The sequence below is a fragment of the Buttiauxella sp. JUb87 genome (assembly GCF_004361975.1).
Lineage (GTDB): Bacteria > Pseudomonadota > Gammaproteobacteria > Enterobacterales > Enterobacteriaceae > Buttiauxella > Buttiauxella ferragutiae.
In genome coordinates this window covers 234,744-250,471 of record NZ_SNVY01000001.1, presented here as the reverse complement: position 1 = coordinate 250,471, position 15,728 = coordinate 234,744, and the positions used below count along the sequence as shown (strand labels likewise).

Genomic DNA, 15,728 nt, shown 5'->3' with positions numbered 1-15,728 from the left:
ACCCGTTAGCAATCGAGTTGCAGGTAGGCGGCAAGGGAGCTACAAATCTGTCTGGAACAGATTTGAACAGCGCTTGCGCTGGCCCGAAGGGTGAGCCTCATGGACTAGGCTCATAATCCCCAGGAGCTTACTTGAGTAAGTGACTGGGGTTAGTGAGTGCAGCCAACACCCCTGCAGCTTGAAGGATGACGGGTATAAATATTAATTAAAGCTGTTGCTCGGTACGGCTTATAATATCGTCCTGAACTTCCTTCGCCAGCACCACAAACTGCGCACTGTATCCGGCGACGCGCACCACCAAATCCTGATGCTGCTGAGGATTTTTTTGCGCTTCCACCAGGGTGTTACGGTCAATAACGTTAAATTGAACGTGCATCCCTTTTTTGTCGAAGTAGTTTCTCACCAGGCCACTAAAGTGGCGCAAACCGTTTTCCCCCGCCAGTGAGGATGGCAGGAATTTCTGGTTGTAGAGCGTTCCGTTAGAAGCAATAAAGTGGTCGAGTTTTGCCACCGAATTTGCCGCTGCTGTCGGGCCAAAGGTATCTTTACCCTGGCGCGGAGAAACGCCATCGGCCAACGGTTCTTTCGCCAGGCGGCCATCCGGCAGCGCACTCACATCCTTACCAAACAGCACGTTAGCCGAAACCGGATAGATGCCTGCCTGGAACTGGCCGCCGCGCGGATTGGTGTATTTCTCCACTTCCTGGCAGTAAATCAGCGCACAGCGACGCGCCACGAAATCAACATCGTCAATGTCGTTACCAAAGCACGGTGTGTTTTCCAGAATATGGCGAATTTCTTCAAAACGAGAGTTGTTGCCGCTGGCTGCTGGAGCCGCAGATACGCTGGCAAGCTGGCGGTAAACTTCATTTTTAATCGCCGCCGCATCAAGCGAGCCGTGGCTATCAATAATGCGTTTTACCACTTCGTAGACGTCTTGCTCACCCAAAGTGGATTTCGCCGCCACGCTTCCCACCTGATGGCCAAAGTTGGCGTCCAGCGCCCCTTTCAGTTCACTGAGCGTCAGTTTGCGATCTTCAAATACCTGCTTCTGGATGGCATAAACCGAGTCGCCGGTATCAGCGATACCAAATGCCTGCGGGCCGGTGAAGTTATAGATTGCCCCACCTTCCTGCAAAGATTTACCGCGCCCGATACAGTCATCCACCAATGCCGACAAGAACGGCAACGGGCAACGTTCGCCATGCGCAATATCGACGCTGTTACACGCTTCAACCAGTTGATGAACAAAGTGCGCCATCTGTTTGCTGAACGCGGTATAGAAATCGTCAATGTTAGTGTACTGGGTCATTTCCCCGGTCACAGGGCCGAGTTGTTTGCTACCGGCACGCCCGTTGTTAAGGGTGATTTCCAGCACTTTTGCCACGTTAAAGAACGCCGCATCGTGCCAGCCTTCTGTGCGATGTGGCGCTTGTGGTTCCACGCAGCCGATAATGCAGTAATCACGCGCATCACGTAGCGATACGCCACGGTTTTGTAGCGCCGGAATGATCACTTCATCGTTGTACATTGCTGGTACACCCAGCCCCAAACGCACCAGTTCACAAGCACGATACAGGAAGGTATCAGGCGAACCTTGCCAGACGCGAATCGAGAACGACGGTTGCGGCAAGCGAACGTGGGCAGTCGCTTCCATACACATGTAGCTCAGGTCGTTGGTGGCATCCAGCCCTTCTTCGGTCTGGCCGCCGACGCATAAATTCTGGAACACCGCATAACCGGCAAAGGCCTGCGCGGAGACTTCATCACGCGTTTTGTTGATGTCGTTAAGTTTGATCCAGCAGCAGTCCACCAGTTCCTGAGCAAACTCTTTGGAGATAGCTTGGTCTGCCACCAGATACGGGTACATGTACTGGTCGAAACGCCCTGGGGAAATAGAGTGGCCGCTGGATTCAATCTGCAACATGCTCTGGATGAACCAGAAAGTCTGGCACGCTTCCCAGAAGGTGGTCGCGCCGAATTCAGGTACCCGCGTACAGTTCTGGGCAATTTGCTCAAGTTCGTGTTTACGTGTCGGGTTGCTTTCCTGTTGAGCAAGGTGAGTCGCTTCTTGCGCATAACGATGAGCAAAGTTAATCGCGGCGTTATAGCTGATGATTACCGCGCGATAGAACTGTTCTTTCTTGATGTACCACGGTTCGCTGCGGTCGAGCGCTTCCAGCGCACGCGTCACTTCATTGATGATGCCACGAAAACCGATTTTCAGCACTTTGCCGTAATCGACGCTGACGTGACCTACGCCGCCGTAGAAGTAGTTCCCTACGGTGAACACGCCGCCCGCCATACTTTCTTTGGTACTTTCTGACATATACGATGCCGCCAGCGAGCTGGTGGTTTTACCCGGCCAATATTTAAAAGCTTCATGCAGGTCTTGGGCGGTTTTTTTCGGAATAATGAAAGGATCGGCAACACGATGTTCCATGGTGTCGAATTCTTTTTCTACCCAGTCGTAAGAAAATTCCGGGCAGATCTCTGTAGAGCGCGGGTTAATAGTCACTGCGCCAACAATTAATTCGTCCGGACGTATCGTTACCGGTAATTCATTAAATATTTTCTCAACCACTTTTGCCCGACGCATAATAGCAGGCAGTTGCTCACTTTCTTTATAAGCTTCGGTTGCCAGCACTGCACGCTCAGATTCCACATAAGGCTTAGCCTGTAGGATCATATTTTTGAGTCTGACAACGCGGTCAGTTGGATTAGAAAAGCCTTTCTCTAACATAAATTACTCCCGAAATTAATTATGTGACCTTGCGGCAGCGCAGGGTACGCTTTATAGGATTAAAAGTTATTAACGTCGTCTGCGATTAATCGCATGGCTTCATTGACTGCTGACACTTCGCCAAATATGGCAAGGGTGGTAACGTGTTGTGGGCAACTGCCATGAATTTCCGAAACCACAACATGCGCACTTTTACTGGCGACATCGGCAAAGAAATAGAGATCGGGTATTGGCAACATCGCCAGGCCAATCGCATCAATGCGAATCGAGTCCAGACGTGAGCGGAACTCACTGGGCATCCGCCGTTTCAGCATCGCCAGGGTTTCAGGTGTGGGTGCATTAATGATGCGTTTTTTCATCTTCTGGCACCTCAGCGCACGTTCAGCGCTTCAACCATCACACAACGGCGATTTCTGGCGAAAGCCCGCGCCGACGTCAAACCTTCACCGGTCGGCCCGGCAATGGTAAAGGTGGTGTACCCTTCTCCACCGACGCCCAGGCCCGCATATGACGGCCCATTTTTGACAAAAATAGTGGTTTGGATCTGACGTGCCATTTTGGTGAGTTTGTCGACATTGGTAGAGTGCATGATGGCGGTGTGGCGGTTGCCATGTTCGACTTCTACTGCTAATTCAATCGCTTCATCGACGTTGTCGACCCGCACCACCGGCAGCACCGGCATCATCAGTTCATGCACCACAAATGGATGATGTTTCTCAGTTTCAATTAAGATAACTTTTGTGTCACTCGGCGCATTCACACCCAGTTGTTGCAGAATGTAGCGTGCATCTTTGCCGACAAAAGCAGTATTCGGGCCCGTACCTTTTTCGTTTAACACCAGGGTTTGCAGTTGCTGAATCAGTTTCGGGTCACACAGCAAATACGCTCCGCTTTTTTTCATGCAATGAATCAAGTAATCCGCCACCTGGTTCACCACAATCACTTCTTTTTCCGCAATGCACGGCAAGTTGTTATCGAAACTGCAACCTTTAACGATGTCACGGGCCGCTTTTTCAAGATCTGCCGTTTCATCTACCACCACGGGCGGGTTACCTGCGCCAGCACCGATGGCTTTTTTCCCCGATGACATCACGGTTTCCACAATCGCCGGGCCGCCTGTCGCCACCAGCATATTGATACGCGAGTCGTTGATTAACGCGTTGGTGTTATCAATAGAAGGTTGCGTTACGGTGACGACCATATTGGCGGGTGCGCCCAGGTCTGCCAGCTTGTGGTTAATTAATTCAACCACATACAATGAAACGTTGCGTGAACGCGGATGTGGACTGAATACCACGGTATTCCCTGCGGCCAGCATGCCGATGCTGTTATTGATGATGGTTTCGGTTGGGTTGGTGGTGGGCGTAATCGAACCAATCACGCCATACGCTGAGTATTCGGTCAGAGTCAGGCCGTTATCACCGCTTAACGCCCCCGTGGTGAGGTCTTCCAGCCCTGGCGTTTTCAGCGCCGCAAGGCGGTTTTTGGTGAACTTATCTTCTATGTTCCCCATCCCCGTCTCTTCCACCGCCATACGCGAGATGGCACGCAAGATATCATCTTGCAGGAAAACCTCGCGGATACCCTGAATAAAGTTGGCGCGGTCGTGCATCGAGCAGTGGCGATACTGAACCTGGGCAACCACTGCCGCCGCAATGGCTTCATCCATTGTGGCGAAAGTGCCGCTGCCCGCGGTCATTGGCTCGCGAACCACAGAAATTGCAGGTTGCTGTGCCAACGCTTTAGCGATAATCGCATCCAGTGGGTCGCTTTCCTGCCCGGTCGTAGCAGTAGGTTTGGCCTGTGGAGCGACATCCGGCGTGGTTTTGGTGTACTTACTCAGCACGTTCGAAACCGCCTGAGCAATGTCATTATCATTCATGCTGTTAATTTCCTTGCTGCACATCGCTTCACAAGCATTTTGCGCCCGCGGCCTAGATATAAGGTTTGGTAGCAGACTGAATCGGTGCGGGGTCCAGGGTGGCGAGCAGTTGCAACCCGACTTCTCGTGCCGCAATCACTGCCTGACGAACCGCTCCGGAATCACCGGCAAAGGTGAAGATCACTTCGTTGCTAAAGCTGGTGCCGTTTGCCGGGCTGGCGTAACCAATCGGCTCGATAATGGCTGATTTTGCTGCGGCGTCAGCTATCAATACGCCGATTGCCGCCGGGCAAGCACAGGTCATGCCGAAGGATTTGCCCACCGGTGCACCAAATGCTTTGTTCAACGCGTGGCTGGCGCGTGCGGTGTATTGAAATTCCAGATGGCCTGCGGGAGAACCGTAAACATCGCCCATGGTGCGGTCGATTTCTGCCAGCGCCACTTCAATGGCACGGCGCACGTCAGAAACATCGGTTGCACCGAAAATAATCAGGCAACCGTGTCCACCACCGCCTTCTGTATCGCGAGCCAGCTCAATGGATAATATTTCGCTGTTGGTCGCTTTAATGGCTTCATCAGCCGCAAATATATGTGGCCCTGCCCCAGTACGCGCGCCAAGAATACCGATGGAGCGATATTTCTTGTCGATTTTCATCACTTCATGTAATTGATTATCGACATTGGCAATCACCAAACCAATTGTGTGCCCCATTGCAGTGCCAACAAATTCTGTTAAACCACATGCGGCAATACTGGCGGTATTTTTACCCGTTGCACTGACATCAGTCTGTTTATTCATTACTTCAGATATAATCTGCTCAACAAGATTATCTCTCATGGTCAGTATCCTCTGGCGTTATTAACCGACGGCTTTAGGCAGAATTTTTTCTACTTCCATATGGGGACGAGGAATAACGTGGACAGAAACCAGCTCACCCACTTTAATGGCTGCAGCAGAACCCGCGTCAGTCGCGGCTTTCACTGCACCCACGTCACCACGCACAATCACGGTCACCAAGCCAGAACCAATTTTTTCGTAACCGACTAAAGTGACGTTCGCCGATTTAACCATGGTGTCTGCCGCTTCAATTGCAGAAACCAAACCTTTTGTTTCAACCATACCCAGCGCTTCTTGTTGCATAATGACCTCATGTATTTCATTGGTAATTGAATATACGCAGAGGAATAACCAATAAGGTTTTTCTTCTACGCGTAATATATTTTCGTATTACGATACTAGAGATGTCAGGACAAAATGTTTTGCCCGTTAGCTTGATTATTTTGTTTTCAGGAACGCTTCCAGACAATAAAATCCTGTTTTGTTATCACAATGAAGAAATAGCGACTGCATCCATCGCGATCATTTTTTCTTCATTCGTGGGTAATACCGCCACCCACGCGCTATTGGCTGTTGAAATAACCCCACTCAAGCCACCACACATTTGTTGGTTTTTCTTTTCATCGAGCTGTAAACCGAGCACGCCGAGTCGTTTAACCGTCAATTCCCTGACTAACGCCGAGTTTTCCCCAATGCCACCAGTGAAAATTAATGCATCAAAACGGTGAAGCGAAGTGAGATGCGCGCCTAAATGACGAGCCAGGCGGTGCACCATCACATCAATCGCTAATGCCGCACGCTTATTGCCCTGGCGGCGTGCCTCCTGCAAAGTACGGCAGTCACTGGAAAGCCCGGACACCCCATACAGCCCGGACTCGTTATTCACCATTTTGTATAGCGATTCAATGGATTGCCCGGTACAGGAGGCGATATACACCGCGGCGCCAAAATCCAGATCGCCACAACGCGTGCCCATCACCAACCCTTCCAGCGGCGTCATCCCCATTGAGGTGTCCACGCTTTTGCCATTTTTCACTGCGCAAACTGACGAACCGTTACCCAAATGAGCAATCAGAATGCCGTGATTGGCAGGATCAAGACCAAATGCATTGATAGCTTCGGCGGCAATGTAACGATGTGATGTGCCATGGAAACCGTAGCGCCGCACTTGATAACGCTCCTGATATTCCAGCGGAATGGCGTAGGTGTAGGCTTCCGGCGCTAACGTCTGGTGAAAAGCGGTATCGAATACTGCAACTTGTGTCACCGCTGGCAGCAAGGCCATCGTCGCTTCAATGCCAATCAGATTGGCCGGATTATGTAACGGCGCTAACGCGGATAGTGTGCGGATCTTTTCAATGACTTCGCTATTGATCGCGACGGACTGCTTAAATTCGTTGCCGCCGTGGGCGACCCGATGCCCTATCGCCTTCACCGCAGGCAGCAATTGGCGCTGATTCAGTTCAGCAAACAAGGCTTGCAACGCACCGGGATGGCTGGCCTCCGGCAGTGCGTGGCTTGATTTATTGCCCTTCTGGTCTTTAAACGTGATGCAGGCTTCTTCAAGCCCGAGCTTTTCAGCAAGCCCGGAAAGCACGGGAGCACCATCGTTAAAAGGGATCAGCGAAAATTTCAGCGAGGACGACCCGCAATTAATAACTAAAACCAGTGAAGCGTTGGACATAGTGGTAATCCCAAAGAAAATGGTGGATGACGCTTCGCTTATCCCCCCTACCGTAGGTCGGATAAGCGAAGCGTCATCCGATAACATGTTTTATTTGCTGCTCGTTAATACGAAATGTTCGCGGCTAAAACGGCGCAACGTGTTGCTGGCAATAGCCATATCTTGTTCAACACTGCCGCCGCTAATGCCGATAGCACCCACTAACGCGCCATTTGCCCAGCACGGCACACCGCCACCAAAACAGCAGATGTCTTTTTCGTGCTGGAGGCCATACAGGCTGGCGCCGGGCTGCACCAGAGGCGCTAATTCGTGAGTCGCCATTTTGAGTGCGATGGCCGTCCAGGCTTTCTGGAAAGCGAGGCGCTGGCTTACCAACAGCGCGTTATCCTGGCTGAAAAAGTAGCGTTGCTGACCGCTGACATCTACCAGGCTGAAGACGATTGGCAGGTCGAAAACTTGCGCTTCAAGACAGGCATAACGCCCAAGTGCTGCGGCATCTTCCAGACTTAGCGAAAGCCGCCGTTCAGGTAACTGGCGCGTAATCGCTGAGGCTATCCAACCATCCATGGTTGATGACGCTATGGCTGATGGCTGTGACATATCCGCCCCTCGTTAAACGTTAGATTCCAGCGCATCGACGATGCCAACCACCGCCGCATCAATCACCGAATGTTCTTTGCTGTTGCTCATACGCGCTGAGCTGCCGGTAGTAATAATGACGATTTCACCGTTCCCCGCCCCCACGCAATCCACCGCTACCTGGGCGCTGCCGGTCGGTTGGTAGTGTTCATCGAGCCGTGCAACGACCAACAATTTGCAGCCGTTTAATGAGGCATGTTTGGTGGTAGAAACCAACGCACGCGTGACTTTTGCCAGGTACATATTTCCTCCTATGGCTCCTGAATAATCGTGATGTTCTGACGGCGAATTTCATCCCGCGCGGCAGGTGTAATCAGGGTGTGGCGTGCAACACGCAAACCTGCATCCCCTGAAAATGTGCGGATGTCGCTCAACGTGAGTAGCGTTTGGCCTGCCGTCGGTATTTTTTTGCCCGCAATGACAATGCCATATTGCTCAAGCGTGGTGACGTACTCTGCCAGGCGTGAAAGCAGCGAAAGCGGAAGCCCCGTGGCCTCGTGATTCAGGCATTCCTGATTTAAGGTGGCGATCACTTTTATGCGCCGATTGAGTGCATGAAACACCCATGAACTGGCGATGTTGTCTCTGATTCCCAGCGCAATTTTGCTCAGGCTATTGGTAGAAAGTGCCGGTAAAAACAGGCTGCTGTAATCATCGTCACCAGCGGCGGGTTCTTGTTCGCCATACAATGCCCCAACACAAGTCGAGTCGACCTCGTTGATGAAAGCGGTTTTCAGCCCGGACACGCTAGCGCTATGAGAGAACGTCACCAGTAATTGATATCCCGCGCGATCCAGCGCCGCAAGGCTGAGCAATGCCGCAGGCAAGCTACTGAAATTGTCGCCCGTTACCACCACGCGAACTTTTTTGCGTCCGGCGTTTAACTCGCGGCGTTTTTGTTCCAGCAACGCAGCAATCAGAGTGTCCAACCGTTGGGATAAAGCCAGGTGTTCCATAGCGCCCCTCACATCAAACGGTTGGGTTGATTCGATAAACCAGGTCACCGTTGCGTAGCCCAAAACCATTGGCTTCTTCCACATCGATATGCAGTTCCAACACCGCATCAGCACTGACGCGCACTACCACATGCCCCAAAACACCGGCTCGCAAACCGTCGGCCTGAATATCGATTTCCATGCCATCGCGCAGGCCATGCCGTTGCGCTTCCTGCGGGGAAATATGAATATGACGCCAGGCGACAATCGTGCCGTGCGGTTTCGCGACGTGCCCTTTCGGGCCGATGATTTCGATGCCTGGCGAATCATGGAGATCGCCGGACATTCGCACCGGCGCTTTCACGCCCAGCACGAAACTGTCTGCTACCGAGATCTCTATTTGCGTTGAGTTGCGTAACGGCCCCAAAACTCTGACGTTCGGGATATCGCCTTTTAGAGTGCGCAATGTCACTGTCTCTTCAGCGGCAAATTGCCCCGGTTGCTTAACCGCTTTCATGCGCGTCAAGGTGGAACCGTAACCGAAAAGCACGTCCATATCTTCGCGGCACAGGTGAATATGGCGGTTAGAAACCCCGACCGGAATCATCAACGGCGCATGATTTTTACCGGCAGCTAATTCCTGCATAATTTGCCGGGTAATCCATTCGGCTTGTTGCTGGATATCATTCATAGCTAAGCGGCCTGATAAATAAGTGAAAGTAAGCGGTCAATATCCTGAACATTGGGCTGGCGTGGATTGGTTATGGTGCAACCATCGGCCAGTGCCGCAGCAATTAATGGCTGGCGTAACGATTCAAATAACGGCTTATCGGTCCCCAATTCTTTTAATGTGGCCGGAATACCGAACTGGCGATTAATAAGGCGGATTTTTTTGACCAGATGGGAAATAGCAATCTGTGAGTTTTCATGCTCGACGCCCATAATTCGAGCACATTTGATATAGCGTTCGAGCGTAAGCGGTGCCGCAGCAGCGGCATTAAATTCAATAATCAGGGGTAACAACATGGCGTTAATTTTGCCGTGGGGAATATGCAGCATGCCGCCAATGGCGTGCGCCATACCGTGAACCAGGCCCAGACCGGAAGAATTAAATGCCATGCCAGCCATGCAAGAAGCGTTATGGATATGCGATCGGAACTGTAGGTTGCTCTCATCGTTACAAACTTGCGGTAAATATTGCCAGACCAGCGCAATCGCCTTTTCCGCCAGTGCGTCACTGAAATCGTTAGTACCCGTTGAGACGAGTGCTTCAATCGCATGCGTCAGCACATCCATTCCTGTGTCAACGGTAATATGTCGCGGTACGCTTAGCACCAGATTAGGGTCAAGAATGGCCATGTCGGGAACCAATTCTTGCGCCACTAAGGGATATTTACGGCCATTTTTCGGGTCAGAAATAATCGCGTAAGAGGTGACTTCAGAACCCGAACCACTGGTGGTGGGAATCGCAATCAGCTCGATTGCCTGTGAGCGATAGTGTTCTTCAAGTGTGACTTTAATGCCTTTCGCCGCATCCAGTGCCGAACCGCCGCCCAATGCAATAATGGCATCCGGTTTGAATGCTTTAAATTTTTCCGCACCTGCTTTTAAAATGTCGATATTAGGATCAGGTTTTACTTCACTGAATATGGATATTGCCGCATGTGGCATCACATCAATCAGATAACGAGTCTTACCGGATGACACCATAAACTCATCGGTAACGATGGCGACGCGTTTATTATTTAACGCACTTAATGAGCTTATCGCCTCTTCACCAAAATAAATTTTTGGGCAGGAGAAAAAATAATTCGCCATCGCTTAAATACCTATAAACACCAACCGAAAAAGAGGGTTTTAAGCTAGCATGAGGGAATTTAAAACAGGCTACCAATGCTTGTGCAGGATAAGGATTATTTTGCCCGGTTGTTTTTATAGGCAGCAAAAAAATACCCCCGAACGACAGACACAATGTTGTGGTTCGGGGGTATCACTAAACTTAAACGCCGTTAATTGATGCCCCTCCGTCTACTAAAGACGCGGTGCCCGTGACAAACGACGATTCATCAGACGCCAGCCATAATACCGCTCGCGCTATTTCTTCAGGTTTCCCTACCCGTTTGAGTGCATGTAACCCGGTAATAAATGCCTGCGATTCCGCCGTATCATTCATATCGCGATACATATCGGTGTCCACCGCGCCCGGTAAAACAGAATTGACGCGAATATTCTGCGGGCCAAATTCTGAGGCTAATGCCTGAGTCAAACCAATTAACCCGGCTTTGCTGGCGGCGTACGAGGCGACTTGTGGGAATGCGAAGGAATAGCCGACGAACGTAGACGTAAAGATCACCGAGCCACCGCCGTGTTTAAGCATTTCGGCAATTTGATGTTTAGCTCCGAGGAAAGATCCGGTCAGATTGATGGCAACCGCATTGGCAAACCCTTCCGCTGAGACTTCAGTACTCGGGCCATTTTCACCTAACGTCCCCGCATTGTTGAAGGCGATATCAAGCCGCCCCCATGTTTCCACCGCTTTCGCTACCAACGCTTTGGCGTAAGCTTCTTCACGTACATCACCCGATACCGCGACAGCCTCGCCCCCAGCAGCTTTAATCTCATCAACCAGTTGAGCAAGTTCGGCTTCACGCCTGGCACCGACGACCACTTTTGCGCCTTCAGCGGCGAACAGTTTGGCGGTGACATATCCGATGCCAGAACTGGCTCCGGTAACAATGGCAACTTTATCGGCTAATCGTTTCATGAAAGTACCCCAGTGGAGCGGTCAGAATTTGACCGCCCATGGAGTATGGTTCCGGAAGGGGATTATTGCATTATTGGCTATAGGGATGCCCTCACCCCGGCCCTCTCCCCCAGGAGCTGTCTCTTATACACAACTCACTCTGGCAATTTTGTCAGGGTGAGATCTGTAAGCCTCGCTTATTTTCCGTTCACCCGTGCGTTCAGTTATCTCTTTAATCCCCGCAAACGGTGAACGGAACTGTCTCCCGACTCACGCAGATGTGACTAAGAGACAGCCCTCAGAACAGCGAGAACATCAGACTGTCCCTTCTCCCTCAGGGAGAAGGTTAGGATGAGGGTTGTTTTAAACAGTAATCGCTTCCATCGCCTGCAAAATACGCTTATCGGAAATCGGATATGGCGTACCTAATTGCTGCGCAAAGAAGCTGACGCGCAGCTCTTCAATCATCCAGCGGATTTCCAGCACGTCATCGTCAACCCGACGAGCCGGTGGCAGTTTGTTTAGCCACTGCTGCCAGGTTTGCTGCACATGCTCAACTTTCAGCATTTGCACCCGGTCGCGATGTGGGTCAACCGCCATTTTCTCGAGGCGTTTCTCGATGGCATTCAGATAACGCAGCGTGTCGCCAAGGCGCATGTAACCATTTCCGGTGACAAAACCGCGATACACCAGGCCGTTCATTTGCGCTTTCACATCTGACAAACCGAGCGCCATGGTCATGTCCACGCGCCCTTTCAGGCGTTTGTTGATGTTGAAAACAGCCGTGAGAATTTGTTCGACCTGTTTGGCAATTTCCACCACGGTTTCGTTGAGTTCTGCACGCACTTTCTCATGCAGCGTGGCAAAACCCTCTTCGCTCCACACTGGCCCGCCAGCCTGCGCAATCAACTTATCCACGCCACAAGAGATGCAGTCGTCAATCAAATCCATCACTTTGCCGTACGGGTTAAAGTACAGCCCGAGCTTGGCTTTGTTCGGCAATTTTTCATGCAGGTATTTAATCGGCGATGGAATGTTCAGCAGCAGCAAACGGCGCAAGCCCCGCCACATCGCCTGCTGCTGTTCGAGCGGGTTATCAAACAGTTTGATCGCCACACTGTCTTTTTCATCCACCAGCGCCGGGAACGCCTTCATGCGGTAGTTACCGCGTTTTTGCTCGTAGCTTTCCGGCAATGAACCGAAGCTCCAGATATGCAACCCGCTCTGCTCGATGCCGTCATCGGCAACCGCAGAGAGCGTTTGCTGGACTTTATCCTTCAACCCGCCCTTCAACTCGGTGAGGTCTTTACCCTCTTTGAGTTTCTTGTTGTTTTCATCGACGATACGGAAAGTCATCTTCAGGTGATCGGGCACCTGATCCCAATGCCAGTCTTCGCGGTCGATGGTGATGCCCGACATGCGGCGGAATTCGCGCTCTAAACTTTCCAGCAGCGGTAATTCCAGCGGCGTGGCACGGCCTAAAAATGCTTCGGCATAGTTAGGCGCAGGCACAAAGTTGCGACGCACCGGTTTTGGCAGTGACTTTATCAGCGCAATCACCAGTTCACGGCGCACACCAGGAATTTGCCATTCAAACCCGGCCTCTTCCACCTGGTTTAACAACGGCAGCGGGATATGCACCGTCACGCCATCGGCGTCAGCACCTGGTTCAAACTGGTAAGTCAGGCGTAGCTTGAGATTGCCCTGATGCCAGAAGTTCGGATAGTCGAGCTTGCTGACTTGTTCCGCGCCCTCTTTGATCAACATGCTCTTTTCGAAATTGAGCAAATCCGGCGTCTCTTTGCTGACCTGTTTCCACCAGTTATCAAAGTGACGCGCAGAGATCACATCATGGGCAATCCGTTGGTCGTAAAACTCGAACAGTGTGTCGTCGTCTACCAGAATGTCGCGGCGGCGGGATTTATGTTCCAGCTCTTCAATTTCATTGCGCAATTTGAGGTTGTCGCGGAAGAAGGCATGGCGAGTTTGCCAGTCGCCCTCCACCAGCGCATGGCGAATAAACAACTCGCGGCATAACGCTGGGTCAATCTGGCTGTAATTGACGCCGCGCGCAGCAACAATCGGCAAGCCGTACAGCGTGACTTTTTCTGTCGCCATTACCGCGCCCTGGGATTTCTCCCAGTGTGGTTCGCTGTAAGAGCGTTTGAGCAGATGCTGCGCCAGCGGCTCCACCCATTCCGGGTCGATACGGGCGGCAATGCGCCCCCACAGGCGGCTGGTTTCCACCAGTTCGGCGACCATCGTCCATTTTGGTGGTTTCTTAAATAAACCGGAGCCTGGGAAGATAGAGAAACGGGCGTTGCGCGCGCCGGTGTATTCCTGTTTATCAGCATCTTTCTGGCCGATATGGGAAAGCAAGCCGGTCAGTAAGGCGCAGTGAACCGAACGGAAATCAGCCGGTTCGCTGTTAATCGGCAAACCGAGTTCTTTCACAACCTGACGTAATTGGGTGTAGATGTCTTGCCATTCACGCACACGCAAATAGTTGAGGTAGTCAAGTTTGCACTGGCGGCGGAACTGGTTCGACGATAGCTCTTTTTGCTGCTCGCCAAGGTAGTTCCACAAATTGACATACGCGAGGAAGTCAGACTCTTTGTCATGGAAGCGACGATGTTTTTCATCGGACGCCTGCTGTTTGTCCATCGGGCGCTCGCGCGGATCCTGAATCGACAAACCAGCGGTTATGATCATCACTTCACGCACGCAACCAAATTTCTGCGCTTCAAGCACCATACGCGCCAGGCGTGGGTCAACAGGGAGCTGAGCAAGCTGGCGGCCCGAAGGCGTTAATTTATAGACGCTATGTTCTTCGTCGCTGGTAATCGCGCCCAGCTCTTCAAGCAGGCGCACGCCATCCTGAATATTGCGTTTGTCCGGTGCTTCAACGAACGGGAATGCGGCAATATCGCCCAGCCCGAGTGCCGTCATCTGCAAGATGACGGACGCCAGGTTGGTACGCAGAATTTCCGGGTCGGTAAATTCCGGGCGTGACAGGAAGTCATCCTCAGAATAGAGGCGAATACAAATCCCATCGGATACACGCCCGCAACGCCCTTTACGCTGGTTGGCTGACGCCTGCGAAACGGGCTCTATAGGCAAACGCTGCACTTTGGTGCGGTAGCTGTAGCGGCTGGTTCGCGCGGTACCGGGGTCGATAACGTATTTGATTCCCGGCACGGTCAGCGAGGTTTCAGCGACGTTGGTCGCCAGCACAATGCGCCGCCCGACATGCGACTGGAACACACGGTTTTGTTCGCTGTTCGACAGGCGTGCATACAGCGGCAGCACTTCGGTATGCGGTAAGTTCAGCTTGTTTAATGCATCAGCGGTGTCACGAATTTCGCGCTCACCACTCATGAAGATCAGTATATCGCCGGCACTTTCATGACCGAGTTCGTCCACCGCGTCAAAAATGGCTTGTAGCTGGTCGCGATCGGTATCGTCAGCTTCTTCAACAATCGGGCGATAGCGCACTTCAACCGGATAGGTGCGGCCAGACACTTCGATGATTGGCGCATTATTGAAATGGCGCGAGAAGCGTTCAGGATCGATGGTCGCCGAGGTAATAATGATTTTCAGATCGGGGCGACGCGGCAGTAGTTCACGCAAATAACCCAACAGGAAATCAATGTTCAGACTGCGTTCGTGCGCTTCATCAATGATGATGGTGTCGTACTGCATCAGCAGTCGGTCTTGCTGAATTTCCGCCAGCAAGATGCCGTCGGTCATCAGTTTGACCATGGTGTTTTCACTGACGTGATCGGTGAAACGCACCTTATAGCCTACACAACCACCGGGCTCGGTTTGCAGCTCTTCGGCAATACGGTTGGCAACGGTTCGTGCCGCCAGACGGCGCGGCTGCGTGTGACCAATCAGCCCTGTTAACCCGCGCCCCAGTTCCATGCAGATTTTTGGCAACTGCGTGGTTTTACCTGAGCCAGTTTCACCCGCCACGATAACCACCTGATGGTCACGAATGGCATCGTAAATGTCCTGTTTCTTTTGGCTGACAGGCAGGTTTTCTGGGTAGGTGATTTTCGGTCGCGAGGCTGCGCGCAGCAGAACCTTACCGGCTGCCGCTTCGATTTCCTGGGCCAGAGCCTCTAACACCGCCTGCTGCGATTCAGGATTTTTCACCTTCTTCGCGCCATGTATACGGCGGGAGAAGCGTTGTCTGTCGCGTAGCATTAAGCCGTCGAGGCGAGAGAATAATGAGGACAGTGAGGGTTTTATGTTTTCCATT

Annotated in this window: 13 protein-coding genes; all 13 read right to left on the bottom strand. The window is 51.9% G+C overall.

Features of this window, described 5'->3' with window-relative positions:
* Nucleotides 1-205: 205 nt before the first annotated feature.
* The 13 genes from grpM to hrpA all read right to left on the bottom strand — a co-directional run bounded on the left by grpM (nt 206) and on the right by hrpA (nt 15,727).
* A complete protein-coding gene (gene grpM / locus EC843_RS01100; protein ID WP_133521427.1) occupies nt 206-2,743 on the bottom strand; it encodes a glycyl radical diol dehydratase GrpM in 2,538 nt (845 codons plus the stop codon).
* A 59-nt stretch (nt 2,744-2,802) separates the two neighbouring features.
* Nucleotides 2,803-3,102, bottom strand: coding sequence for a BMC domain-containing protein (locus EC843_RS01095; RefSeq protein WP_121813422.1), 300 nt, complete (start codon nt 3,100-3,102; stop codon nt 2,803-2,805).
* 11 nt (nt 3,103-3,113) lie between these two features.
* Nucleotides 3,114-4,625: an aldehyde dehydrogenase family protein gene (locus EC843_RS01090; protein ID WP_133521426.1), complete on the bottom strand. Its 1,512-nt coding sequence runs from the start codon at nt 4,623-4,625 to the stop codon at nt 3,114-3,116.
* Between the two features lie 52 nt (nt 4,626-4,677).
* A complete protein-coding gene (pduB, locus tag EC843_RS01085; protein ID WP_121813420.1) occupies nt 4,678-5,463 on the bottom strand; it encodes a propanediol utilization microcompartment protein PduB in 786 nt (261 codons plus the stop codon).
* Between the two features lie 21 nt (nt 5,464-5,484).
* Nucleotides 5,485-5,766, bottom strand: coding sequence for a propanediol utilization system shell hexameric protein GrpH (gene grpH, locus EC843_RS01080; protein ID WP_064546893.1), 282 nt, complete (start codon nt 5,764-5,766; stop codon nt 5,485-5,487).
* 184 nt (nt 5,767-5,950) lie between these two features.
* On the bottom strand, nt 5,951-7,147 hold the full coding sequence (tdcD, locus tag EC843_RS01075; RefSeq protein WP_133522046.1) for a propionate kinase: 1,197 nt from the start codon (nt 7,145-7,147) through the stop codon (nt 5,951-5,953).
* A gap of 90 nt (nt 7,148-7,237) precedes the next feature.
* Nucleotides 7,238-7,747, bottom strand: coding sequence for a heme-binding protein (locus tag EC843_RS01070; RefSeq protein ID WP_133521425.1), 510 nt, complete (start codon nt 7,745-7,747; stop codon nt 7,238-7,240).
* A 12-nt stretch (nt 7,748-7,759) separates the two neighbouring features.
* Nucleotides 7,760-8,029: a EutN/CcmL family microcompartment protein gene (locus tag EC843_RS01065; RefSeq protein ID WP_133521424.1), complete on the bottom strand. Its 270-nt coding sequence runs from the start codon at nt 8,027-8,029 to the stop codon at nt 7,760-7,762.
* Nucleotides 8,030-8,037: 8 nt separating this feature from the next.
* On the bottom strand, nt 8,038-8,811 hold the full coding sequence (locus EC843_RS01060; protein ID WP_243739108.1) for a hypothetical protein: 774 nt from the start codon (nt 8,809-8,811) through the stop codon (nt 8,038-8,040).
* The gene (locus EC843_RS01055) at nt 8,756-9,412 is read right to left on the bottom strand and encodes a phosphate propanoyltransferase (RefSeq protein WP_133521423.1); all 657 of its coding nucleotides are present in this window, start codon (nt 9,410-9,412) and stop codon (nt 8,756-8,758) included. Before EC843_RS01055 ends, EC843_RS01060 begins: the two co-directional genes overlap by 56 nt.
* Before the next feature lie 2 nt (nt 9,413-9,414).
* The gene (locus tag EC843_RS01050) at nt 9,415-10,539 is read right to left on the bottom strand and encodes a 1-propanol dehydrogenase PduQ (protein ID WP_133521422.1); all 1,125 of its coding nucleotides are present in this window, start codon (nt 10,537-10,539) and stop codon (nt 9,415-9,417) included.
* 181 nt (nt 10,540-10,720) lie between these two features.
* Nucleotides 10,721-11,485, bottom strand: coding sequence for an SDR family oxidoreductase (locus EC843_RS01045; protein WP_133521421.1), 765 nt, complete (start codon nt 11,483-11,485; stop codon nt 10,721-10,723).
* Nucleotides 11,486-11,827: 342 nt separating this feature from the next.
* A complete protein-coding gene (hrpA, locus tag EC843_RS01040) occupies nt 11,828-15,727 on the bottom strand; it encodes an ATP-dependent RNA helicase HrpA (protein ID WP_133521420.1) in 3,900 nt (1,299 codons plus the stop codon).
* Nucleotide 15,728 lies beyond the last annotated feature (1 nt).

Coding starts and splice junctions, on each gene's coding strand:
- tdcD (WP_133522046.1), bottom strand. CDS start 7,147: ATGTCCAACGCTTCACTGGTTTTAGTTATTAATTGCGGGTCGTCCTCG.
- grpH (WP_064546893.1), bottom strand. CDS start 5,766: ATGCAACAAGAAGCGCTGGGTATGGTTGAAACAAAAGGTTTGGTTTCT.
- EC843_RS01050 (WP_133521422.1), bottom strand. CDS start 10,539: ATGGCGAATTATTTTTTCTCCTGCCCAAAAATTTATTTTGGTGAAGAG.
- EC843_RS01060 (WP_243739108.1), bottom strand. CDS start 8,811: ATGGTTTTGGGCTACGCAACGGTGACCTGGTTTATCGAATCAACCCAA.
- EC843_RS01090 (WP_133521426.1), bottom strand. CDS start 4,625: ATGAATGATAATGACATTGCTCAGGCGGTTTCGAACGTGCTGAGTAAG.
- grpM (WP_133521427.1), bottom strand. CDS start 2,743: ATGTTAGAGAAAGGCTTTTCTAATCCAACTGACCGCGTTGTCAGACTC.
- pduB (WP_121813420.1), bottom strand. CDS start 5,463: ATGAGAGATAATCTTGTTGAGCAGATTATATCTGAAGTAATGAATAAA.
- hrpA (WP_133521420.1), bottom strand. CDS start 15,727: ATGGAAAACATAAAACCCTCACTGTCCTCATTATTCTCTCGCCTCGAC.
- EC843_RS01045 (WP_133521421.1), bottom strand. CDS start 11,485: ATGAAACGATTAGCCGATAAAGTTGCCATTGTTACCGGAGCCAGTTCT.
- EC843_RS01095 (WP_121813422.1), bottom strand. CDS start 3,102: ATGAAAAAACGCATCATTAATGCACCCACACCTGAAACCCTGGCGATG.
- EC843_RS01070 (WP_133521425.1), bottom strand. CDS start 7,747: ATGTCACAGCCATCAGCCATAGCGTCATCAACCATGGATGGTTGGATA.
- EC843_RS01065 (WP_133521424.1), bottom strand. CDS start 8,029: ATGTACCTGGCAAAAGTCACGCGTGCGTTGGTTTCTACCACCAAACAT.
- EC843_RS01055 (WP_133521423.1), bottom strand. CDS start 9,412: ATGAATGATATCCAGCAACAAGCCGAATGGATTACCCGGCAAATTATG.